Annotated in this window: 23 protein-coding genes; 14 read left to right on the top strand and 9 right to left on the bottom strand. The window is 75.1% G+C overall.

Annotated elements, in window-relative coordinates; all coding sequences use genetic code 11:
* Positions 1-62 precede the first annotated feature (62 nt).
* The 5 genes from ABD254_RS01390 to secA all read left to right on the top strand — a co-directional run bounded on the left by ABD254_RS01390 (position 63) and on the right by secA (position 8158).
* Complete coding sequence (locus ABD254_RS01390) at positions 63-908, top strand: ComF family protein (RefSeq protein WP_344244891.1); 846 nt, start codon at positions 63-65, stop codon at positions 906-908.
* A 175-nt stretch (positions 909-1083) separates the two neighbouring features.
* Positions 1084-1740 (top strand): ribosome hibernation-promoting factor, HPF/YfiA family, encoded by a 657-nt coding sequence (hpf, locus tag ABD254_RS01385; protein WP_344245238.1) that lies wholly within the window; start codon positions 1084-1086, stop codon positions 1738-1740.
* A 266-nt stretch (positions 1741-2006) separates the two neighbouring features.
* On the top strand, positions 2007-3248 hold the full coding sequence (locus ABD254_RS01380) for a winged helix-turn-helix domain-containing protein (protein WP_344244889.1): 1242 nt from the start codon (positions 2007-2009) through the stop codon (positions 3246-3248).
* A 58-nt stretch (positions 3249-3306) separates the two neighbouring features.
* Positions 3307-4920 (top strand): cation:proton antiporter domain-containing protein, encoded by a 1614-nt coding sequence (locus ABD254_RS01375; RefSeq protein WP_344244887.1) that lies wholly within the window; start codon positions 3307-3309, stop codon positions 4918-4920.
* 160 nt (positions 4921-5080) lie between these two features.
* Positions 5081-8158, top strand: a complete 3078-nt coding sequence (secA, locus tag ABD254_RS01370) for a preprotein translocase subunit SecA (RefSeq protein WP_344244885.1) — start codon at positions 5081-5083, stop codon at positions 8156-8158.
* A gap of 82 nt (positions 8159-8240) precedes the next feature.
* Here the strand turns inward: secA and ABD254_RS01365 are convergent, their stop codons facing one another.
* The gene (locus ABD254_RS01365) at positions 8241-8990 is read right to left on the bottom strand and encodes an Rv3235 family protein (RefSeq protein WP_344244883.1); all 750 of its coding nucleotides are present in this window, start codon (positions 8988-8990) and stop codon (positions 8241-8243) included.
* A 104-nt stretch (positions 8991-9094) separates the two neighbouring features.
* The gene (locus tag ABD254_RS01360; protein WP_344244881.1) at positions 9095-9976 is read right to left on the bottom strand and encodes a LysM peptidoglycan-binding domain-containing protein; all 882 of its coding nucleotides are present in this window, start codon (positions 9974-9976) and stop codon (positions 9095-9097) included.
* Positions 9977-10134: 158 nt separating this feature from the next.
* On the opposite strand from ABD254_RS01360, the gene ABD254_RS01355 reads away from it, so the two are divergent.
* The gene (locus ABD254_RS01355; RefSeq protein WP_344244879.1) at positions 10135-10683 is read left to right on the top strand and encodes a hypothetical protein; all 549 of its coding nucleotides are present in this window, start codon (positions 10135-10137) and stop codon (positions 10681-10683) included.
* 70 nt (positions 10684-10753) lie between these two features.
* Here the strand turns inward: ABD254_RS01355 and ABD254_RS01350 are convergent, their stop codons facing one another.
* Positions 10754-10963, bottom strand: coding sequence for a helix-turn-helix domain-containing protein (locus ABD254_RS01350; protein ID WP_344244877.1), 210 nt, complete (start codon positions 10961-10963; stop codon positions 10754-10756).
* Positions 10964-11101: 138 nt separating this feature from the next.
* Here ABD254_RS01350 and ABD254_RS01345 point away from each other — a divergent pair, with 138 nt between their 5' ends.
* From ABD254_RS01345 to ABD254_RS01335, 3 genes are all read left to right on the top strand, one after another.
* On the top strand, positions 11102-11755 hold the full coding sequence (locus ABD254_RS01345; RefSeq protein WP_344244875.1) for a CpaB family protein: 654 nt from the start codon (positions 11102-11104) through the stop codon (positions 11753-11755).
* A complete protein-coding gene (locus tag ABD254_RS01340; RefSeq protein WP_344244873.1) occupies positions 11755-13131 on the top strand; it encodes a CpaE/TadZ family protein in 1377 nt (458 codons plus the stop codon). Before ABD254_RS01345 ends, ABD254_RS01340 begins: the two co-directional genes overlap by 1 nt.
* Positions 13132-13212: 81 nt before the next feature.
* Positions 13213-13758, top strand: a complete 546-nt coding sequence (locus tag ABD254_RS01335; RefSeq protein ID WP_344244871.1) for a DUF6912 family protein — start codon at positions 13213-13215, stop codon at positions 13756-13758.
* Between the two features lie 85 nt (positions 13759-13843).
* Here ABD254_RS01335 and hisN read toward each other — a convergent pair whose 3' ends face one another.
* The 5 genes from hisN to ABD254_RS01310 all read right to left on the bottom strand — a co-directional run bounded on the left by hisN (position 13844) and on the right by ABD254_RS01310 (position 18071).
* The gene (hisN, locus tag ABD254_RS01330) at positions 13844-14665 is read right to left on the bottom strand and encodes a histidinol-phosphatase (RefSeq protein WP_344244869.1); all 822 of its coding nucleotides are present in this window, start codon (positions 14663-14665) and stop codon (positions 13844-13846) included.
* A 65-nt stretch (positions 14666-14730) separates the two neighbouring features.
* Positions 14731-15771, bottom strand: coding sequence for a ribosome small subunit-dependent GTPase A (gene rsgA / locus ABD254_RS01325; RefSeq protein WP_344244867.1), 1041 nt, complete (start codon positions 15769-15771; stop codon positions 14731-14733).
* Complete coding sequence (gene aroA, locus ABD254_RS01320) at positions 15771-17201, bottom strand: 3-phosphoshikimate 1-carboxyvinyltransferase (protein ID WP_344244865.1); 1431 nt, start codon at positions 17199-17201, stop codon at positions 15771-15773. The genes rsgA and aroA overlap by 1 nt, the downstream gene beginning before the upstream one ends.
* Before the next feature lie 64 nt (positions 17202-17265).
* Positions 17266-17868, bottom strand: coding sequence for a DoxX family protein (locus tag ABD254_RS01315; RefSeq protein ID WP_344244863.1), 603 nt, complete (start codon positions 17866-17868; stop codon positions 17266-17268).
* 56 nt (positions 17869-17924) lie between these two features.
* Positions 17925-18071 (bottom strand): hypothetical protein, encoded by a 147-nt coding sequence (locus ABD254_RS01310; protein ID WP_344244861.1) that lies wholly within the window; start codon positions 18069-18071, stop codon positions 17925-17927.
* Between the two features lie 93 nt (positions 18072-18164).
* On the opposite strand from ABD254_RS01310, the gene ABD254_RS01305 reads away from it, so the two are divergent.
* From ABD254_RS01305 to rsrA, 3 genes are all read left to right on the top strand, one after another.
* Positions 18165-19133: a helix-turn-helix domain-containing protein gene (locus tag ABD254_RS01305; RefSeq protein WP_344244859.1), complete on the top strand. Its 969-nt coding sequence runs from the start codon at positions 18165-18167 to the stop codon at positions 19131-19133.
* A 103-nt stretch (positions 19134-19236) separates the two neighbouring features.
* The gene (locus tag ABD254_RS01300; protein ID WP_344244857.1) at positions 19237-20154 is read left to right on the top strand and encodes a sigma-70 family RNA polymerase sigma factor; all 918 of its coding nucleotides are present in this window, start codon (positions 19237-19239) and stop codon (positions 20152-20154) included.
* Complete coding sequence (rsrA, locus tag ABD254_RS01295; protein WP_344244855.1) at positions 20151-20432, top strand: mycothiol system anti-sigma-R factor; 282 nt, start codon at positions 20151-20153, stop codon at positions 20430-20432. Before ABD254_RS01300 ends, rsrA begins: the two co-directional genes overlap by 4 nt.
* Positions 20433-20503: 71 nt before the next feature.
* On the opposite strand, the gene ABD254_RS21415 is transcribed toward rsrA, so the two are convergent.
* Positions 20504-20578 (bottom strand): 50S ribosomal protein bL37, encoded by a 75-nt coding sequence (locus ABD254_RS21415; RefSeq protein WP_375791718.1) that lies wholly within the window; start codon positions 20576-20578, stop codon positions 20504-20506.
* Positions 20579-20768: 190 nt separating this feature from the next.
* Between ABD254_RS21415 and ABD254_RS01290 the strand changes: the two genes are divergently transcribed.
* Positions 20769-21566, top strand: a complete 798-nt coding sequence (locus ABD254_RS01290; RefSeq protein ID WP_344244853.1) for a DUF4097 family beta strand repeat-containing protein — start codon at positions 20769-20771, stop codon at positions 21564-21566.
* Positions 21567-21610: 44 nt separating this feature from the next.
* Positions 21611-22138 (top strand): mycothiol transferase, encoded by a 528-nt coding sequence (locus ABD254_RS01285; protein ID WP_344244851.1) that lies wholly within the window; start codon positions 21611-21613, stop codon positions 22136-22138.
* Positions 22139-22175: the final 37 nt, after the last annotated feature.

Below are 22175 nucleotides of genomic sequence, written 5' to 3'. Positions count from 1 at the left end.
CGTCGTCCACGGGCGGCGATCCGATGCCGGCTCGCCCCACGGCCGGCTGCCAGCATCGGTGCATGACGCACGCCGACACGGTCACCCGGACACTCTTCCGCACCACCGCCGGCGTCCCCGCGCCGCCGTTGCGGTGGGCCCGGGAGCTCGCGCGCCTGGTGCTGCCCGTGTCGTGCCCCGGGTGCGGTCGTGCTGACGTGCGCTGCTGCCGCGCGTGCGCCGCGCTGCTCGGCGGCGCGCTCCGGCGTGTCGAGCGCACGGCGCCGCGCCTCGACCGGCTCGACGGGGTGCCGCCGCTGCCGGTCTGGGCGGCGGCCCGGTACGCGGGGCCGGTGCGGGAGGTCGTGGTCGCCTGGAAGGACCACGGCCGCCTCGACCTGGACCGGGTGCTCGGCCCGGCGCTCCGGCGCGCGGGCGGCGAGGTCGCGTCAGCGGTGCGCCCGGCGGCGGGCGGGAGGACGGTGCTCGTGGTGCCGGCGCCGTCGACGGGGGCCGCGCGCCGCTCCCGCGGGCGGGAGCACGTCGCGGTGCTCGCCGCGGCGGTGGCCCTGGGGCTGCGTGACGGCGGGGTACCGGCGTGCGTGCGGACTGCGCTGCGCCGCCGCGGCCGGGGCCGCGACCAGGTGGGGCTCGGCGCGCGGGCACGGGGTCGCAACCTCGCCGGCGGGGTCGTGGTGCGCCCGCGCGCGCTGCCCGTCGATGCCGGGCGCCCGATCTGTCTGCTGGTCGACGACGTCCTCACGACGGGCGCCACGCTCGCCGCCGCCGAGCGCGCGCTGGAGGCCGCCGGGGCGGACGTCGTGGCCGCTCTGGTGGTCGCCGCGACGCCCCCGCCGGGAGATCGCGAGACCTGCACACGGGAACCACCGTTCCCGGTGTACCCGGCGGGCGGCGTGGGGTTAGCCTGAGGATCCGACGGCGGGTGACACGCGGACCGCGCACAGCCCGTCCGACCCGCGAGCGGGCCGGGCCGAGAGCCCGGCGACCGGGAGGTGGTGCCGATTCTGGTACCCCCCAGGGGTGCCCAGAGATCACCGGGCCGCTCGAGCAGCGGGCGGCCCCACGACGAAGTGGAGCATCACGATGGAGATCGTCGTCGTCGGCAGGCACACGGAGGTGGCGGACCGGTTCCGCCGTCACGTGGAGGACAAGCTCGCCAAGGTCACCCAGCTCGCGCCCCACGCACGCCGCGTGGACGTGGAGGTCACGCGCGAGAACAACCCGCGCCTCTCCGAGGTTCGCGAGCGGGTGGAGCTCACCGTCCGGGAGAAGGGCCCCGTGATCCGCGCCGAGGCGGCCGCGGACGACCGGTTCGGCGCGCTCGACATGGCTCTCGACAAGCTCTCCGAACGGCTGCGGCGATCGCGTGACCGCCGCAAGGACCACCGCCGTCGTGCCAACGGCGTCCTCGCGTCCGTGGACGTCCGCCCCTACGACGAGGTCGCGGCCGCGGAGGCCGCGGAACCGGAGCCAGCGACGCTCGCGGAGCCGGGCGACGCCGTCGAGCACCAGCTCGGCGACTCGCCGGTGATCATCCGGCAGAAGCTTCACCGCGCCGAGCCCATGACCGTCGACGACGCGGTCTACCAGATGGAGATGGTGGGCCACGACTTCTTCCTCTTCATCGACAAGGAGTCCGCCCGCCCGGCCGCCGTCTACCGCCGCAAGGGCTGGACGTACGGCGTGATCGAGCTCGACTCCCAGGTCGACGGGGTCGAGCCCGTCACCGAGCTCACCTGACGCCCCGGGCGAGCCCGCCGAGACCCGCCGCGGTCTCGGCGGGCTCGCCCGTGGTGGCGCATCGAGCCACGGTTGCGTCCCGAGCCGGTCGGGACCTTCTCCGCGGGGACGCGTTCACGGGCGCCGAGGTGCCCTCCGCTTCGGGAGGGATACGTCCCCGCGGAGAAGGTCCCGCCCGCCTCGTCTGCTGTGGCTCGCGGCCCGCCACTTCTGCCAACGTTCGCCGGGCTCGCGCCGGTGTCGGTGGGGGCGGGCAGGATGCGAACGTGGACTCCCTCTCGCTCGCCCAGGCCCGCCGGGTCGCCCTCGCCGCGCAGGGCCTGCACCGGCCCCGGCCGGACGCCTCCGCGCGGGACGGCGCGGTCACGATGCGGCGCCTCACCTCCGAGGTCGACCGCCTGGGCCTGCTGCAGATCGACTCGGTCAACGTGCTCGCCCGCGCGCACCTCGTGCCCCTGTACTCGAGGCTCGGCCCGTACGACGTGGGCCTGCTCGACCGGGCGTCCGGCCGCGCGCCCCGCCGGTTGGTGGAGACCTGGGCGCACGTCGCGTCGTTCGTGCCGGCCGCCACGTACCCGTTGCTGGAGTGGCGCCGGCGCGGCTACCTGACGGAGGCGTGGGGCACGATCGCCGGGACGCCCCTCGAGCACGCGGGCGAGGTCGACCTCGTGCGGCAGATGGTCGCCGAGCGCGGGCCCGTGACGGCGCGCGAGATCCACGACGAGCTCGAGGCGACCGGGCGCTCGGCCCCGCGCTCGCGCGAGGAGTGGGGGTGGAACTGGACGATGGCCAAACGCTGCCTCGAGTTCCTCTTCTTCACCGGCGAGGTCATGTCCGCCCGGCGCAACGCCGCGTTCGAGCGCTGCTACGACCTGCCGGAACGTGTCCTGCCACCGGCCGTGCGGGCCGCCGCGCCGGTCGACGACGACGAGGCCGTCCGTCAGCTGCTCGAGCTCGGGGCCCGGGCGCACGGCGTCGGCACGGCGCGGTGCTTCGCCGACTACTTCCGGCTCAGGGGGCCGGCGGCGCGCCAGGCGCTGGCCGAGCTCGTGGAGGACGGGACGCTGCAGCCCGTCACCGTCGAGGGCTGGGACGAGCGCACGTACCGGCACCGCGACGCGCGCCTGCCGCGCCGGGCCGCCGGCCGCACGCTGCTCAGCCCGTTCGACCCGCTGGTCTGGGAGCGGCGACGCCTCGAGGCGCTCTTCGACGTGTACTACCGCATCGAGATCTACGTGCCCGCGCCGAAGCGCACCCTCGGGTACTACGTCCTGCCGTTCCTCGAGGGCGACGCGATCACGGCGTTCGTCGACCTCAAGGCCGACCGGCAGACGGGCGTCCTGCGGGTCCAGGCCGCCCACCCCACCCGGCACACGACGCCGGGCACGGCCGCGGCGCTCGGCGGCGAGCTCGACACGCTCGCGGGCTGGCTCGGGCTGGGCGCCACGGTGGTCGCGGGGCCGGGGGAGCTGGCGCCCGCCCTCGCGACCGCGGTGCGCGCCGCCTGACCTGCCGCCCGCCTGTCGGCCTCGTAGGATCGGCGCGTCCCCCGGGTGAGGAGCGCTGATGGCCACGGCTGGGCTGTACCTCGCCGCCGCGCTGGTCGGCGGGTTCGGGGCGACTCTCCTGCGGCTGCCGCCGCTCGTGGGGTTCCTCGCCGCGGGCTTCGCGCTGGGCGCGGCGGGCGCGCCGGAGCTGCCGGGGCTCGAGACGGTCGCCGAGCTCGGGGTGGCGCTGCTGCTGTTCGCGATCGGGCTGAAGCTCGACGTCCGGTCGCTGCTGCGGCCGGAGATCTGGCTCACCACGCTCGTGCACCTGGTGGTGAGCGTCGCCGTCGCGATCGGCTTCCTGGGTCTGCTCGCGGTCGCGGGCATCACGCTGCTCGCCGACGAGACGCTGGGGTCGCTTGCCCTCGTCGGGCTCGCGCTCTCGTTCTCCTCGACGGTGTTCGTCGTCAAGGTGCTCGAGGACCGCTCGGACGCGACGGCGCTGTACGGGCGCATCGCGGTCGGCGTGCTGGTCGTGCAGGACGTCGTCGCCGTGGCGTTTCTCGCCGTGTCCACCGGCGAGCCGCCGAGCCCCTGGGCGTTCGCGCTGGTGGCGCTGGTGCCGGGCGCGTGGGTGCTGCGCCGCGTGTGGGACCGCGCCGGGCACGGCGAGCTGCAGGCGCTGTTCGGCGCGTTCGTGGCCCTGGTGCCCGGGTTCTGGCTGTTCGAGCTGGTAGGGCTGTCGGGGGACCTCGGCGCACTCGTGATGGGGGCGCTGCTGGCCGGGCACCCCCACGCCACCGAGCTGTCCCGGTCGCTGCTCACGGTCAAGGACCTCGCGCTCGTCGCGTTCTTCCTGCAGATCGGCCTGCACGGCGTCCCGGGCGGCGTCGACGTGCTGCTCGCCGCGCTGCTCCTGTTGATGCTGCCGCTGCAGATCGGCGTCTACGCCGTGCTGCTGTGGCTCATGCGGCTGCGCCGGCGCACGTCGTTCCTCGCCGGGCTCGCGCTCGGGAACTTCTCGGAGTTCGGCATCATCGTCGTCGCCTTCGGCGCCTCGACCGGGCTGCTCGACGAGGAGTGGACCGTCATCGTCTCGCTGGCGGTCGCGGCGAGCTTCGTCGTCTCGGCGGTCGTGAACCGACGCGGCGTCGAGCTCGCCGGCCGGCTGACCCGGCTGCTCCCCGCCCGCGACGTCACCCGGCTGCACCCGGACGACCGGCCGGTCGACGTGGGTGACGCGGACGCGGTGGTCCTGGGGCTGGGCCGGGTGGGATCCGCGACGTACCGCCGCCTGCGCGACGCCTACGGGCTGTCCGTCATCGGCGTCGAGCACGACCGGACCCGGGTGCAGGCGCTGCGCGACGAGGGCATCGCCGTCGTCCCCGCGGACGCGACCGACTCGGAGTTCTGGGCGCGGGTGAAGCGCGCAGGGCACGTGCGTCTCGCCGTGCTCGCGATGCCGTTCCACAAGGCGAACCTCATTGCGCTCGCGCGGCTGCAGGCCGTGGGCTTCGAGGGCCGGGTGGCGGCGATCGCCCGGTACGACGAGGACGCCGCCGAGCTGCGTCGGCACGGCGCGGACGCCGTCTTCCACCTGTACGGCGCGGCCGGCGCGGAGCTCGCGGACCGGGCGGCGGGCGACCTGGCCGCCGGTCCGGGCGCCGGTCCACCGGCCGGCGGCGACCCGTGACCCGTTCGTCCGGCGCGAACCTGGGCATCGGGGTCGGCCGATCGGCCTAGGATGGCTTCGGTGTGACCCAGGCGACGGCGCGGTCGAGCGATCGGCCGCCCTCGCCGCAACCGTTCGGTCCCGGGATCCCCCCGGGGCGTCACCGACCCTGGAGTACTGCGTGCCTGCGATCCTCGAGAAGGTCCTGCGTTTCGGCGAGGGCCGGATCCTGAAGAAGCTCAACAGCCTGGCCGAGCAGGTCAACCGGCTCGAGCCGAGCTTCTCGGAGCTCAGCGACGCCGAGCTGCACGAGGAGACGGATCGGTTCAAGGAGCGGCTCGAGCACGGGGCGTCGCTCGACGAGCTGCTGCCGGAGGCGTTCGCCGCCGTCCGCGAGGCCGCCCGCCGCACCCTCGGCCAGCGCCACTTCGACGTCCAGCTCATGGGCGGCGCGGCCCTGCACCTCGGCAACATCGCCGAGATGAAGACCGGTGAGGGCAAGACCCTCGTCGCGACCACGGCCGCGTACCTCAACGCCCTCGAGGGCAAGGGCGTGCACGTCATCACCACCAACGACTTCCTCGCGAAGTACCAGGGCGACCTCATGGGACGCGTCTTCCGGTTCCTCGGGATGACCACGGGCGTCATCCTGTCCGGCCAGACCCCCGACGAGCGCCGCAAGCAGTACGCCGCCGACATCACGTACGGCACCAACAACGAGTTCGGCTTCGACTACCTGCGCGACAACATGGCCTGGTCGCCGGACGACCTCGTGCAGCGCGGCCACCACTTCGCCATCGTCGACGAGGTCGACTCGATCCTCATCGACGAGGCCCGCACGCCGCTCATCATCTCCGGCCCGGCGTCGGGAGACGCGAACCGCTGGTACACGGAGTTCGCCAAGGTGGTGCGACGCCTCGACGGCGAGAAGGACTACGAGGTCGACGAGAAGAAGAAGACCGTCGGCGTCCTCGAGCCGGGCATCGAGAAGGTCGAGGACTACCTCGGCATCGACAACCTGTACGAGTCGCTGAACACCCCGCTGATCGGATTCCTCAACAACGCGATCAAGGCCAAGGAGCTGTTCAAGCGCGACAAGGACTACGTCGTGCTGAACGGCGAGGTGATGATCGTCGACGAGCACACCGGCCGCATCCTGGCGGGCCGCCGCTACAACGAGGGCATGCACCAGGCCATCGAGGCCAAGGAGGGCGTGCAGATCAAGGCGGAGAACCAGACGCTCGCCACGATCACGCTGCAGAACTACTTCCGCCTCTACGGCAAGCTCGCGGGCATGACCGGTACCGCCGAGACCGAGGCGGCCGAGTTCCAGGGCACCTACAAGCTCGGCGTCGTGCCGATCCCGACCAACCGCCCGATGGTCCGGATCGACCAGGCGGACCTGGTCTACAAGAACGAGGACGGCAAGTTCGGCGCCGTGGTCGCGGACATCGTCGAGCGGCACGCGAAGGGCCAGCCGGTGCTCGTCGGCACCACCAGCGTGGAGAAGTCCGAGCTGCTGTCGGGCCTGCTCAAGCGCGCCGGCGTGCCGCACAGCGTGCTCAACGCGAAGGAGCACGAGCGGGAGGCGGCGGTCGTCGCCCAGGCCGGCCGCAAGGGCGCCGTCACCGTCGCGACCAACATGGCTGGTCGCGGTACCGACATCATGCTCGGCGGCAACGCCGAGTTCACCGCCGTGTCGGCGATGGCCGAGCAGGGGCTCGACGCCGCCGAGGACGCGGACGCCTACGAGGCCGCGTGGCCCGGCGTCCTGGCCAAGGCCGAGGAGTCGGTCGCGGCCGAGCACGAGGAGGTCGTCGCGCTCGGGGGCCTGTACGTGCTGGGCACCGAGCGGCACGAGTCGCGCCGCATCGACAACCAGCTGCGCGGTCGTTCCGGCCGTCAGGGCGACCCGGGCGAGTCCCGGTTCTACCTGTCGATGCAGGACGACCTGATGCGGCTGTTCAACTCGGGCCTCGCCTCGTCGATGATGGACCGCGCCGGCTTCCCGGACGACATGCCGCTCGAGTCGAAGATGGTGACGCGCGGCATCCAGAGCGCGCAGTCGCAGGTCGAGGCGCGCAACTTCGAGATCCGCAAGAACGTGCTCAAGTACGACGACGTGCTTTCCCGGCAGCGCTCCGTCATCTACGCCGAGCGCCGCCGCGTGCTCGAGGGAGAGGACCTGCAGGAGCAGGTGCAGCACTTCCTCACCGACGTGGTCACGGCGTACGTCGACGGCGCCACGGGCGAGGGCAACCCGGAGTCGTGGGACCTCGACTCGCTGTGGACGGCCCTGAAGTCCGTCTTCCCCGTGTCGATCACGCCCGACGACGTCGTCGAGGAGGCGGGCGGCGTCGGCCGGCTGACCCACGACATGGTCCTCGACGAGCTGCTGTCCGACGCCCGGGTGGCGTACGAGGCGCGCGAGGAGTCGCTGGGCGAGGCCGCGATGCGTCAGCTCGAACGTCGGGTCGTGCTCTCGGTGCTCGACCGCAAGTGGCGCGAGCACCTGTACGAGATGGACTACCTCAAGGAGGGCATCGGCCTGCGCGCGATGGCGCAGCGCGACCCGCTGGTCGAGTACCAGCGCGAGGGGTTCCAGCTCTTCCAGGCGATGACCGAGGCCATCAAGGAGGAGTCGGTCGGCTTCCTCTTCAACCTCGACGTCCAGGTTCAGCAGGGTGGCGCGCCCGGCGCCGGTCCGGCGATCTCGACCGCCGGTGCCGCCGCGGCGGCGCAGTCGGCGGCCGGTCAGCTGCTGGGCGGGACGACGTCGGGTTCGCCCGCACCTGCCCGGGCCGAGGCCCCCGCGGACGGAGGCTTGGCCCCGGTGGCGGGCGGCGTGCCGGCCGCGACCGACGACGACGCCCCGGCGGAGCCGGCTGTCCCGGCAGCGTTCGGTGGTGGCGCCGCGTCCGGTGCCGCCGACGGCGGCGCGCCCGTCGCTGAGTCCGACGACGTTGCCGTGGACGAGGCGGGCCCGGCGCCCGAGCCGGTGGCCGCCGGCGAGCCGGTCCTCATCGCGAAGGGCCTGGAGACCCCCCGCCCGCCGCAGAACCTCCAGTACTCGGCGCCCAGCGAGGACGGGTCGACGACGGTGGCCGGCGACTCCCGCCGTGCCCGCCGTGCCGCCCTGCACGGCGAGGCCGCTGCCGCCGAGAGCGACGGCCGGACGTTCCCCGGCACCCCGCGCAACGCGCAGTGCCCGTGCGGGTCGGGCAAGAAGTACAAGGTCTGCCACGGCATGAACGAGTGACGTTCGCGCCGTAGCAGCGACGAATCCCGCCGGGGGAGAACCTGCGTTCTCCTCCGGCGGGATTTCTTCTATCCGGGACGGGTCAGCCGATCTCGAGGACGGCGACGCGCCAGGTGCCGCGCCTCGCCTCCAGCCGCACTGCGGCGGCGCGCACCCGGCCGTCGTCGTCGAGCACCACGGTCGCCTCCGCGACGTCCTCCCCGAGCCGCATCAGCCGTACCCGCCGCACGAGCGCCGGCCGGCTCCCGGCACGCGTCGCTCCCTCGGCCACACCGCGCGCCGCGTGCTCGCGCAGCAGCCTCGCCCGCTCCTCGAGCTGGTCGCGGACCTGCGGCGTCACCCAGCGGGCGAGGTGTGCCGCCGGGCGCTCGCCTCGCAGCACCTCGAGGGCCGCGCGCACCACCGAGCAGCACTGTGCCGTGGGGTCGGGCAGCGGCGCCGGCGGCTCGTCCCGCAGCGGGCGCTCCTCGGGCTCGTCCTCGAGCGCGATCGGCCGGCGCGCCGAGGCCGCCCCGACCTGGACCTTGCGCACCCGTGGGCGTACGGCAGCCTGCGGATAGCTCGCCGGCCGGGACCGGCGTGGTGCCGCGGCGACGCGCGGCACGGGCCGGTCGGACCTCGCGTCGGGCGTGGTCGTGCGCGCCTCGTCCGCCGGGGCCCCGACTGCGTCGACCTCGGGGACGACGATGGCCGCGGAGGTGGCCGGTGCCGTCGGCGCGTCTGGTGCGCGAGCGGCGGTGCAGCCCGGTGCGTCCGGGGCGTCCGCGGCCGGGAGCGTCGGCGCGCCCGCCGGCGCGGGCTCGGTACGGGCCGGGGTGGCTGTCGTGGTCATGAGGTCCTCCGAAGGGGCCGGCGTCGTCGAGGCACCGGGTCGGGCGGGCGAGCGGGGAGGGGAGCGGGGGGGCAAGCGAGCGGACGGCGGGGAGCCGGCGTGGGTCAGCCGGGCACGCGGAGCACCTGACCCGGCAGGATGAGGTCGGGGTCGCCTCCGACGACGTCCCGGTTCGCGTCGTGCCACCGGGTCATCTCGCGCAGGACGTCGGCGTCCGAGGCGGACCCGCCGAGCGAGTCGGCGGCGATGTCCCAGAGCGTGTCCCCGCGCAGCACGACGAGCGTGCCGTCGTCGTCGCCACGGACGGCCGAGGCGTCGCGCGGCGGTGCCGGGGCGGCGGTGCCGCGAGTGCTGTCGACGTGCGACGCGGACGTCGAACGGGCCGCCCGGTCGGAGACGTCGTCTGCCGCCGCGGCGACGGCGCCGCGCTGCCGTGGCTGGGCGGCGTCGTCGGCGGCCGCGCCGCCGGACCGTGCCTCGGCGGCACGAGGGGCGGAAACCCCAGGGCCCGTGGCGGTCCGGGCGTCGGACGCGGGCTGCCAGCCGAGGTCGAGGACGACGGACGCGGGAGCGGTCTCCGGACCCGGAATGTCGGCGTCTGCGGCGAGGGCTGCCGTCGGGGAGAGCGCGAGGCCGGTGCCCACGCCGATCCCCACCGCGGAGCGAGCGAGCCGCCGCACGAGGGCCGGGGCCGCGCGGTCGAGCAGGGCCTCGCCGGCGCGCCAGCGGTGCCCCCGCCGGCCCGCGACGACGTACGCCAGGCCGACCGCGGCACTCAGCGCCAGCCAGGCGGCGGCGAGGCACCCGACGACGAGCACCACGGGCTCGACCAGCCGGTCGACCGGCATCGCCCGCACGTCCTCGAGGCGGGTCGGGAGCAGCGTCCACGCGCGGAGCGCGAGCGCGGCCGAGGTGGCGGCCCCCGTCAGGAGGACGAGCGCGAGCCGTGCCGTGCCGCGCCCGCCGCGCCCGGTGGTGCTGGACATCAGGTCTCCCTCGTCCCGGCTATCGGTCCCGAATCATCATCGGTGATGTCGTTTGATAGCGGTTGATGTGCTCTGGTGACCGATATTGAAGCCGACTGGTGCCGGGTTGTCCACCCGGGCATGCTGTGGACGTCTGACGACCGACCGAGGGGGGCGGCATGACCGGCACCGGGCCGACGCGGTGGGAGCTGCTCTTCGCCGACCTCGAGGCCCGGTTCGCGGCCGAGGAGGCCGCGGTCCGCGAGGGAGCGGTCGCCGAGCTGACCCGCGCAGAGCACGCCTCGATCGGACTCTCCGACAGGCTGCGGGCCGTCGTCGGGCGGCAGGTGCGCCTCGACCTGGCCGACGGCGAGGCCCTCGACGGGACGCTGCAGCGGATCGCCGACACCTGGCTGCTGTTGGAGGGGCGCGGCGCCCGGGGCCGGGTGCAGCATCTCGTGCCCCGGACGGCGCTGACCGGCGTCGTCGGGCTGGGGCGACAGGGCGTGCCGTCGGCCGCGCGCACCGACCGGCTCGGGCTGGGGCACGTGCTGCGGGGCCTCCAGCGCGACCGCGCCCGCGTCCTGGTCCGCACGACCGGCGGCGCGGCGACGGGTCGGATCGGTCGCGTCGGCGCGGACCACCTCGACGTCGAGGAGATCGACCGGGCGCGGCCCGTGGTCCGCACGGTGCCGTTCGCGGCGGTGCTGCGCGTCAGCGAGGCGTGAGCGCGGTCCGTGGGCGTGCGGCGGTGCGGCGCCCCGGGTTCAGGTGGAGCTCGGTCGGGCCTCGGTCCGCTCAGGCATCGCCCGAGGCGATCCGCTCCCGGGTGCGGGCGTACTGGTCCTCGATGTACTCCTCGAGCTTGCTCGCCTCGACCCGCCAGACCTTCTTGGGGCCGACCTGGATGGCCGGCAGCTCGCCCGAGCGCACCAGGGAGTAGGCCTGGGTGCTCGAGATGTTGAGCATCTCCTGCACGTCGGCAAGAGAGAGGAAACGGCTGGTCATACGGGCATTCTGGCACAGAGTTGGTCGTGGTTGACCGGATTTGTCCACAGGGGTGGTCGGAAGCACTCCACAGATCGCGGATGATAGTTGTCCGGCGCGACGACGCGCCGTGCTGAACCCGACCTCCGGAGGACGTCCGTGCCCGCCGACCACCTGCCCGCCCCGGCCGCCCCGCGCCTGCGCCGACCCACGTGGCGCGACCCCCGACTGGTCGTCGGGGTCGTCATCGTCGCCGCCTCGGTGGCGCTCGGCTCCTGGGCCGTCTCGAGCGCGGGCCAGACCGTCCCCGTCTACGCGGCGGACGGCACGCTCACGCCGGGCGAGCCCGTCGACCCCGACCGGCTGCGCACCGTGGACGTGCGCCTCGGCTCCGGCGCCGACCTCTACCTCCGCGCCGACGAGCCGCTCCCGGCGGACCTGGTGGCGCTGCGCGTCGTCGACGAGGGCGAGCTCGTGGCGCGCACCGCGCTCGGGGCCGGGGAGGACGTCGACGTGCGGTCCGTCGCCGTCCCCGTCGAGCGGGGCGTCTCCGAGCGCATCAGGGCCGGCGCCGTGGTGGATCTCTGGTCGGTCCCGGAGCCCGAGGCCGGCGCCGCGGCCGCGGGCGAGCCGACCCCGCTCGTGAGCGGCGTCGTCGTGGAGCAGGTCGACGCGTCCGACGCCGGGCTGGTCGTGGCCGACGGCGCGACGCTGCACGTGCTGGTCCCCGCCGACGAGCTGCCCGCCGTCCTTCGGGCCCTCGGGTCCCGTGCCAGCGTGACCGTCGTGCCGCAGGCGGGGGCCGGCGTCTGATGGCCGCGAGCCTCACCGTCCTGTGCGCGGTGCGCGGGCCGGCAGAGACTGACGTCGTGCTGGCCCTGGGCGCGACCGGCTCGGGTGTGACGGTCACGCGCCGGTGCGGCGACGTCGCCGAGCTGATGGCCGCGGCGGCCGCGGGCGCCGGGGCGGTCGCCGTCGTCTCCGCGGACCTGCCGGGGCTGGACCGGGAGGTCGTCGCGCGGCTGCACGCCGACGGGGTGCGGCTGGTCGCGCTCGGCGAACCCGCCGTCCCGACCGATCGGCTCCGGGCCCTGGGCGTCGACGTCGTGGTCGAGCGGTTCGACGAGGCCGTCGTGCTCGCCGCGGTGCGCGACGCGGCCCCTTCGGCGTCCGCCGCGGGCATGCTCCTCGGTCACGGCGGCGAGGGGCGGGAGCCCGAGTCGCGCGATCCGAGCGACGCCCCGGCCGCGCAGGGCCCGGAGGGTCCCGGTGACAGGCGCGGCCACGTCGTGGCCGTGTGGGGCCCGGTCGGCGCGCCCGGGCGCACGACGACGGCGACGGAGCTCGCGGCGAGCCTCGCCGGGCTCGGGACGCGGGCCGGACGCCGGGGACGCCGTCGCCGCGCGGCGACGCCCCGCGCCACCGAGACCGTGCTGCTGGTCGACGCCGACACCTACGGCGCCTCGGTGGCCGCCCGGCTCGGGCTGCTCGACGACGCCCCGGGCCTGGCCGCCGCGTCCCGGGCCGCCGCTCAGGGGACCCTCGACCTGCCGACGCTCGCCCGGCACAGCCCGGTGGTCGGCGGGCGTCTGCGGGTGCTCACCGGCATCACGCGTGCCGCCCGCTGGCCCGAGCTGTCCGCCAGCGCGCTGGAGGTCGTGCTCGATCGGTCCCGGGAGCTGGCGGACTGGACCGTGGTCGACTGCGGGGCCGTGCTCGAGTCGGACGAGCTCCTCATGTACGACACCCACGCGCCGCAGCGCAACGCCGCCACGCTCGCGGCCCTCCAGGCGGCCGACGTCGTGGTCGTGGTGGGGGCGGCCGACCCGGTCGGCATCCAGCGGCTGGTCCGCGGCCTGGAGGACCTGGCCGAGGTTCCGGTGCCCGTCGCGGCGTCGCGGGTGGTCGTCGCGAACCGGGTCCGGTCGTCGGCGGTCGGTCCGCACCCCGAGGCGGCGGTGCTCGACGCCCTCGCCCGGTACGCGGGCGTGGACGACGCGCACGTCGTGCCGGACGACCCGGCGTCGCTCGACGCCGCCCTGCTCGTCGGTCGCACGCTTGCCGAGCACGCCCCGGGCTCGCCCGTGGCGGGCGCCCTCGACGGTCTCGCGGACCGGGTGCGGGAGCTCGTCGCGGCGGCGCTCACCGCCGACAGCGGGGAGCCGGCCGCCGCGGCCGTCGTCGCCTGAGGTCGCCGTCGGCCGGGCACGCCCTCGGGGGTGCCGGCCCTCGGTAGGGCTTGTCCCTGGCCGGCACGGCAGACTGTGCCCATGCGCATCTACGTGCCAGCAACCCTCGACGAGCTCGAGGACGCCACCGTCGTCGCCGGGGGTGCGCGGTGGGACCTGCCCGCGCGCCAGGTGCACGCCGTCACCGCGGCCCTCGCGACGGCGCTCCCGGACGACGACGAGGAGGGGCGGGAGTACGCGGCGTTCCTCGCCGCCGCCGACGACTCCCTGGCTCTCGTGGCTGCCCGGCCCGGGGTCCCGCCGCTGCGGGTGGTGGTCTCCGTGGACGTCGCCGACGGCGTCGTCGCCCCGGCCGCCGCCGCGCCCGGGGAGGACGTGGCCGAGAGCGCGGTGGAGGTCGCGGGCGTGCCGGGCGTCGAGATCGTCGCGGTGCACGTCGACGAGCCCGAGGCTGCCGACGACGTGCGCGCCGTGCTCGCCGCCGCCGACGAGGAGAACGACGCCGACTCCGTGGCCGCGCTGGGCGCGACGTCCGGCGGGGCGCTGGACGAGGCGCTGGAGCGCGTCACCGACCGCGACCTGCTCTGGTACGACCCGACGGAGCTCGCCAGCATCCCCCGCCCGTGACCCGCCACCCCGTGCTGTGAGCATGAATGTGGCCCACTTTCGTCACCGAAAGTGGGCCATATTCATGCTCACAACATGAGCAGGGTCAGCCCAGGTAGACCATCGCGGCGTCGTGCAGGTGGCCGTTGGTCGCCATCGCGTTGCCGCCCCACGGCCCGTGGGCGCCGTCGAGCGACGTGAACCGGCCGCCGGCCTCGGTGACGATGGGCACGAGCGCAGCCATGTCGTACACCTCGAGCTCGGGCTCGGCGGCGATGTCGGCCGCGCCCTCGGCGACCAGCATGTACGACCAGAAGTCGCCGTAGCCGCGGGTGCGCCAGCACTGCCGGGTCAGGTCGAGGAACCCGTCGAGCTTGTCGTGCTCCTCCCACCCCGAGAGCGACGAGTAGGCGAACGAGGCGTCGTCGAGCGTGCCGACTCCCGACACCGACATCCGGGTGGCGGCCGCGAGCGACTTGCCGGTCCAGGCGCCGGAGCCCTTGGCCGCCCACCAGCGCCGGCCCAGCGCGGGCGCCGAGACCAGGCCCATCACGACCTCCTCGCCGTCGGCCAGCGCGATCAGCGTGGCCCACACGGGCACGCCGCGCACGAAGTTCTTGGTGCCGTCGATCGGGTCGATGATCCAGCGGCGCGCCCCGCTGCCGGCGGAGCCGTACTCCTCGCCGACGATGGCGTCGCGGGTGCGTGCTCGGTGCAGCTGGGCGCGGATGAACTCCTCTGCGGACCGGTCGGCGTCGGACACCGGGGTGTCGTCGGGCTTGCGCTCCACGTGCAGATCGACCGCCCTGAAGCGGGACATGGTGATGGCGTCCACCTGGTCGGCGATGACGTGGGCCAGGCGCAGGTCGTCCTCGTACGTGCGCGCGGGCCCGCTGGTGGGGCGGGGAGACGGCTGGGTGTGGGACACGCCTCACACGCTAGCGGTCCGCGCGCCGACAGGGCACCCAGGCGCGCGGGCGGGGCCGGGCCCGCTCAGGCGGCCGCGGTCCGGGCGGTGAGCAGGCGCCGGAACGACGCCAGCCGTGCGGCCCGCGCCGCCCGCGCGTCGTCGTCGGGGGCGGCGTCGACCCACGGGTCGAGCGCGCAGTCGGGCGCGTCCGCCAGGTGGGTGCAGCCGCGGGGGCAGTCGGCGGCCACCTCGTCCAGGTCCTCGAAGGCGGCCAGCAGGTGCCCCGTCTCCACGTGCGCCAGGCCGAACGACCGCACCCCGGGGGTGTCGATGACCCAGCCGTCGTGCTCCTCGCCCTCGGCCCGGACGGGCAGCCGCAGCGCCACTGCCGACGTCGACGTGTGCCGGCCGCGGCCGGTGACGTCGTTGACGACGCCGGTGGCGCGCCGGGCGGCGGGCACGAGCGCGTTGATGAGCGTCGACTTGCCCACGCCCGAGTGCCCGACCAGCACCGACGTCCGCCGGAGCAGCCGCGCACGCACGGTCTCGACCGACGCGTCGTCGTCGCTCCGCGTCACGACGACGTCGACCCCGAGCGGCTCGTACAGCGCCCGCAGGTCGTCCGCGGGGGCGAGATCCGCCTTGGTGAGGCACAGCAGCACGTGCATCCCGGCGTCGTAGGCGGCGACGACGCAGCGGTCGATCATGCCGGTGCGGGGCTCGGGCTGCGCGAGCGCGGTGACCACGACGAGCTGGTCCGCGTTCGCCACGACGATCCGCTCGTAAGGGTCGGTGTCGTCGGCGGTGCGGCGCAGCACGGAGGTGCGGTCCTGGATGCGCACGATCCGCGCGAGCGAGCCCTGGTCGCCGGTGGTGTCGCCGACGACGTCCACCCGGTCACCGACGACGACGCGTGTGCGCGTCAGCTCGCGGGCCTTCATGGCGACGACGGCGTGCTCGTCGACCGAGCCGTCCGCGACGACGAGCGTGTAGCGGCCTCGGTCGACGCCCGTGACCAGCCCGGTGACGGCATCGGCGTGCTCGGGACGCTGCTTGGTGCGCGGGCGCGAGCCCTTCTTCGAGGGGCGGGCGAACCGTGCGTGCTCGTCGCGGGACCGGGCCATCAGGCGCCGGCCCCCCTGCCGTGCGGGCTGCCGCCGGCGCGGCCGTCGGAGCCGTGGGCCGGTGCGCCGTCCCGGGTGCCGTCGAGCATGCGCTGCCACATCGCGTCGAAGCCCGGCAGCGTCTTCGCCGTCGTCGCGACGTCCTCGACCTCGATCCCCGGCACCCGCAGGCCGAGCAGCGCCCCGGACGTGGCCATGCGGTGGTCGGCGTAGGTGCGGAAGACGGCGCCGTGCAGCGGGCGGGGCGTGACGACGAGCCCGTCGCGCGTCTCCTCGCACTGCCCGCCCAGGCGCGTGATCTCGGTGGCGAGCGCGGCCAGCCGGTCGGTCTCATGACCGCGGAGGTGGGCGATGCCGCGCAGCCGGCTGGGGGAGTCGGCCAGGGCGGCGAGCGCGGCGACGGTCGGGGCGAGCTCGCCGGCGGCGCGCAGGTCGACGTCGATGCCCCGGATCTCGCCGGTGCCGGTCACGGCCAGGACGTCGCCGCCGGGCCCCGGCTCGACGGCGGTGGTCGCGCCCATCCGCTCGAGCAGCCCCGGCACGAGGGCGCCGGGCTGGGTGGTGGACGCCGGCCAGCCGGGCACGCGCACGGTGCCGCCCGCGACCAGCGCGGCGGCGAGGAAGGGTGCCGCGTTGGACAGGTCGGGCTCGACCCGCACGTCGCGTGCCGCGACCGGACCCGGCGCGACCTGCCAGATGCCGCTGCGGGAGTCGTCCACGTGGACCCCGACGTCGCGCAGCGTGGCGACCGTCATCTCGATGTGCGGGAGGCTGGGCAGCGTGCTCCCGGTGTGGCGCAGGGTCAGCCCGCGCTCGAACCGGGCGGCGGCCAGCAGCAGGCCCGAGACGAACTGGGACGACGCCGACGCGTCGACGTCCACCGACCCACCCGCGACCCGGCCGGTGCCGTGCACGATGAACGGCAGGTGCGTGGGGATCCCGGGTCCGTCGCCGGTGACCTTCACGCCCAGGGCGTGCAGCGCCGCGAGCACCGGACCCATGGGCCGCACCCGGGCCTGCGGGTCGCCGTCGAAGCGCACCGGGCCGCCGGCCAGCGCGGCGACGGGGGGCAGGAAGCGCATGACGGTCCCGGCGAGGCCCGTGTCGATCGCTACGTCGCCGCGCAGGGGGCCCGGGGTGACGTGCAGGGTGCCGGGGTCGCCGCCCTCGGCGACGGCGACGCCGAGGGTCCGTAGCGCCGCGATCATGAGGTCGGCGTCGCGGGAGCGCAGCGCGCCGCGCAACGTCCCGGGCCCGGCCGCGAGCGCGGCGAGCACCAGGAGCCGGTTCGTCAGCGACTTGCTGCCCGGGACCTGCACCGTCGCGTCCAGGGGGCCGATGGCGACCGGTGCCGCCCAGGCGTCCTCGCGCGCCGGCACGGGCGCGGGCTGGGCGGCGGGCTGCGGGTGCGGCGGCTCGGGTGCGCTCATGCCCCCGAGGCTAGTTCACCGGTGCCGGGCGACGGCGGGAGGTCTCGGCGTCGGGCCGCGACGATCAGCTCGCCGCGCGGTGCAGCTCGCGCTCCGCCGCCGCCTTGGCGTGCTCGACCTGGTGGGCGGCCGCGTGCTTCGCGTGCTTCAGCTCGCGCGCCCCGCGGTGCTTGGCGTGCTTCAGCTCGCGCGCGCCGCTGCCCTTGGCGTGCTCGAGCTCGCGTGAGGCCTTCCTGCGCGCCGCCTGCACGCGGTACGTGAGGCCGGGCTTGCCCTCGAGGTCGATGCCGGCGATGACGGCCGCGCCCACCTTGCCGAGGTCCTTGACGAAGGCGGCGGTGCGCAGGCGGCGCTCGTCGCCCTTGCTCGTGAACGGCTGGTGCGCGACGGCGAGCGGCGCGGTGAGCGCGGCGAGGGTCAGCGCGGCGGTGCGGGGGGTACGCCCGACGGCGAGGAGCAGGCCCGCGAACGCCGTCGCGGCGCCGTGCACCCGGACCAGGAGCGACACCTGCCGGTCGCTCAGCGGCTCGGTGCCGAGCGCCCCGGTGACGAGCGCGGCGCCGTCGCGCGCGGCGTCGACGTGCTCGGCCGGGTGCAGCGCGGCCTGCACGCCGTCGTACACGAACGGGGCGGCCAGCAGGGGTCGGGCGATACGACGCAGCAGCATGGAGCCACTGTGGCAGAGCCCGCAGGACCTTGCGCGTCGGCGGGTGCGGCGTGCCGTCAGGTCGGGTGCGCACCTTCCCACCAGTCGGGGTGCGACCGTGGCGGGCGGCGGGAGCCGAGGCCGTCGCGACCGACGACCTGGGCGAGCCGGACGGCGTAGGCGGCCAGGAACAGGACGAGGAGGATGACGAGGATCGCGCTCATGGCAGCAATCGTGCGCGCACTGCTATCCCGCCACGAGTGGCAGAAGTGCCAACATGCGTCGACATCCTGCCGAAGGCGTGGGAGGCTGGGGTCATGATCCAGAAGGTCGCCGCCGTGGTGGTCCCGGGTGTCGCTCCGTTCGAGCTCGGCGTCGCGTACGAGGTGTTCGGCATCGACCGCCGCGACACCGGCGGCCCGTCGTTCGACTTCACGCTGTGCACCCCCGTGCCGGGGCCCGTGATGACCAAGGGGGGCTTCCCGGTGGTCGTCGACGCGGGGCTCGAGGCCACCGAGGACGCGGACGTCGTCCTGGTGGTCGCGTACGGGATCGAGGAGGACGACGACGCCGCGCCGGCCCCGATGCTTGACGCGCTGCGCCGTGCGCACGAGCGCGGCGCCTGGCTGTTCGCGATCTGCTCCGGCGCGTTCGCGCTCGCTCACGCGGGCCTGCTCGACGGCCGCCGCTGCACCACCCATTGGATGTACACCGACCGCCTCGCCGCGCTCGTCCCGACGGCGGACGTGGACGCCGGGGTGCTGTTCGCGGAGGACGGTCGGATCCTCACCAGCGCGGGCACGGGGGCGGGCATCGACGCCGCGCTGCACCTGGTCCGCACCGAGCTCGGCGCGGACGCCGCGCGCCAGGTGGCCCGTCGCATGGTGGTACCGCCCCAGCGGGAGGGCGGGCAGGCGCAGTTCGTCGTCGACCCGCTGCCGCGCGAGGGCGAGTCGCTCGCCGGCCTGCTCGCCTGGATGCGGGAGCACCTGGGCGCCGAGCACAGCGTGCCTCTGCTGGCGCGACGGGCGGCGATGTCCGAGCGCACGTTCGCCCGCCGGTTCCGGCAGGAGACCGGCACGACGCCGGCGGCCTGGCTCGCCCGCCAGCGCGTGGCGCGGGCGCAGGAGCTGCTGGAGACCACCGACGCCTCCGTGGACGAGGTCGCACGTCTCGTCGGGTTCGGCACGGCCGCGGTGCTGCGGCACCACTTCGCCCGCCACCTCGGCACCAGCCCCCTGGCGTACCGGCGCCGGTTCGCCTGCGCCGACGACGTCGCGTCCTGAGTCAGGTCGAGGGCCGCCTCGAGCCCGTCCAGGTCGGCGGGCGAGGCGACGGATCGTTGTCATCCCTCGGAGATCCGCAGGATGGTGCAGGGACCCGGCGGGAATGCCGCGGGCCCCCCGTAGGTTGCACCACGACGTGGCAGCCCTCTCACCCATCGCGCCGACCGCCGTCGGACACGACCCCGCCGAGCACGTGCGGTTGTTCGCCGTCCCCGGTGACGGCACACGACCCGGCGACCCGCACCAGGGCGCCGCAGGACCGCACCCCTCGTGGATCGGAGGACCAGCCTCGGTGGCTCGACTAGGCTCGACGGTGATGACCCAGAACCTGGACCCGACGGGCGCGACGGCCCCGGACGGGCCGCGCGGGAACACGGAGCACGACGACACCCCGGGGGTCGTGGAGATCCCCGAGGACACCGAGCGCGCGCCGGAGGAGGAGTCCTCGACCGCGCGCGCCGCCCGCTTCGAGCGGGACGCGCTCCAGTACCTCGACCAGCTCTACTCGGCGGCCCTGCGGATGACGCGCAACCCCGCCGACGCCGAGGACCTGGTCCAGGAGACGTTCGCCAAGGCGTTCGCCGCGTTCCACCAGTACAAGCCCGGCACGAACCTCAAGGCCTGGCTGTACCGGATCCTCACCAACACGTTCATCAACAGCTACCGCAAGAAGCAGCGCGAGCCCAAGCAGTCCCAGGCCGAGGAGATCGAGGACTGGCAGATCGCCCGGGCGGCGTCGCACACGTCGCAGGGCCTGCGCTCCGCCGAGGCGGAGGCGCTGGACCGGTTGCCCGACTCCGACGTCAAGCGCGCGTTGCAGGAGCTCCCCGAGGACCGGCGCATGGTCGTGTACTACGCCGACGTCGAGGGCTTCCCCTACAAGGAGATCGCCGAGATCATGGGTACGCCGATCGGGACGGTGATGTCCCGGCTGCATCGTGGCCGCCGGCAGCTGCGCGAGCTGCTCGCCGACTACGCCGCGAAGCGTGGGCTGGTCGCTGCCCGTGGAGGAACGTCATGACCGATCCGATCACCCCGATCCCGCACGAGCCGGCCGAGGGGGAGAGCGAGTGCGAGCACGCGCTCGTCCACCTCTACGAGTTCCTCGACTCGGAGATGACGGCCGACGACGAGCAGCGCATGCGCGCCCACGTGGCGCACTGCTCGCCGTGCCTCGCCGAGCTGAGCGTGGAGGAGCTCGTCAAGCGGCTCGTGAAGCGCTCGTGCGCCGAGCGCGCGCCGGAGACGCTGCGGGTGCGCATCCACGAGCAGCTCACCGTGATGTCGTTCGGCGCCTGACCGCGAACGACGCCCGGGAACGACGAAGGGCCGGACCCCACGGGGTCCGGCCCTTTCGTGTGCAGCGTGCCTCAGGCGTTGGGACGCTTGCCGTGGTTCGCGCCGTTGCCCTTGCGGCTACGGCGCTTGCGACCGCGCTTGCTCATGGTGGTCTCCTCAAACTGTGGACGAGGGGTCGGACCCATGATCCCACACGGGGACCCCGCCCTCGGAATCCCGGCCAGGATCGGGGCCGGGATCCGGGTTCTCCCCGATCCCGGGTGTCGCCGACGTCTGGCAGGGTGGCTTCGAAGGGAACGTCACAGCCAGCACGTCACAGCCAGCACGAGGAGCCGCATGAGCACGGAGACCTGGGCGGTCGCCGCCCCGCAGACGATCGAGGTCGAGGGTGTCACGGGGGTGGACGTGCGCCTCCAGGGCGGCCGCGCGGAGGTGGTCGCCGACGCCGCCGCGACGGTCACGAGGATCGACGTCCTCGAGGTGTCCGACAAGCCGCTGCAGGTGGTCCGCGACGGCGACCGGCTGCGCGTCGGGTACGAGAGCTCGTGGTTCGACTCGGTCGTGGCCAGGGTGAAGAGCCCCCGCCGCAGCGAGCGGGCCGTGGTGCGGCTCGTCGTCCCGCCGGACGCCGCCGTCGACGTCGGCACGGTCGACGCCGACGTGGAGGTCTCCGGCGGGCGGAAGGTCGCGGTGCGCACGGTGACCGGCACGATCCGCACCGCCGGCACGACCGGCCCGATGTCGGTCAGGACGGTCTCCGGGGAGGTCGCGGTGACCGACCACACGGGCGACGCCAGCGCGTCGGTCGTCTCCGGGCGCCTGGCGCTCGACGGCGCGCTGGGCCGCGTCTCGCTCACGTCGGTCTCCGGCGCGGCCACGGTGGCGCCCACGACCAGCCCGATGATCACCGCGAAGACGGTCTCGGGCGCCCTCGACCTCCGGCTCCTGCCCGGCACCCCCGTGAACGTGAAGGTGCGCGGGGCCTCCGGGCAGGTCGTGCTCGACGGGTCCGTGCTGCCGAGCAGCGGCGCCACGCTCGTCGTCGACCACGCGGAGCAGCCGGCCGAGGGGCGCTCCGCCGCCTACCTGTCCGCCACCGTGACCAGCGCGCACGTGACCGTCGACCGGCGCTGACCACGCCGAGCGGCACACCCACCGACAACCGAGGAGTCGCCACCATGTCCGCACCGCACGTCGCCCTGCTCACCGACGCTTTCGGTCGGGTGGCCGAGGAGGCCCACCGCGTGCTCGACGGCGCCACGCCCGAGCTGCTCGGATACCGGCCCGACCCGGACTCCAACACCGTCGCGTGGCTCGTCTGGCACCTGACGCGGGTGCAGGACGACCATGTCGCCGACGTCGCCGGAGCCGAGCAGCGCTGGACGGCCGGCGGGTGGGCCGAGCGGTTCGGGCTCCCGCTGGGCCGGTCCGACACGGGCTACGGGCACTCGCCGGACGAGGTCGCCGCGGTGCGGCCGGACGGGGGCCTGCTGCGCGGCTACCTGGACGACGTGCACGCGGCCACCGCGGCGTACGTGGCGACGCTCACCGGTCAGGACCTGGACCGGGTCGTCGACACGCGCTGGGACCCGCCGGTCACGCTCGCGGTGCGGCTCGTGAGCGTCGTCGCGGACGACCTGCAGCACGTCGGCCAGGCCGCGTACGTCCGCGGCCTGGCCGAGCGCGCCGGCGTCCGGGCCGGATGACGGCTCCGGTCCGGTCCGGGGACCCGGCCCGGGCAAC

The organism is Isoptericola hypogeus (genome assembly GCF_039531145.1).
Lineage (GTDB): Bacteria > Actinomycetota > Actinomycetes > Actinomycetales > Cellulomonadaceae > Isoptericola > Isoptericola hypogeus.
Note: the sequence above shows the minus strand (reverse complement) of the source record. Positions and strands in the feature narration are given on the sequence as shown.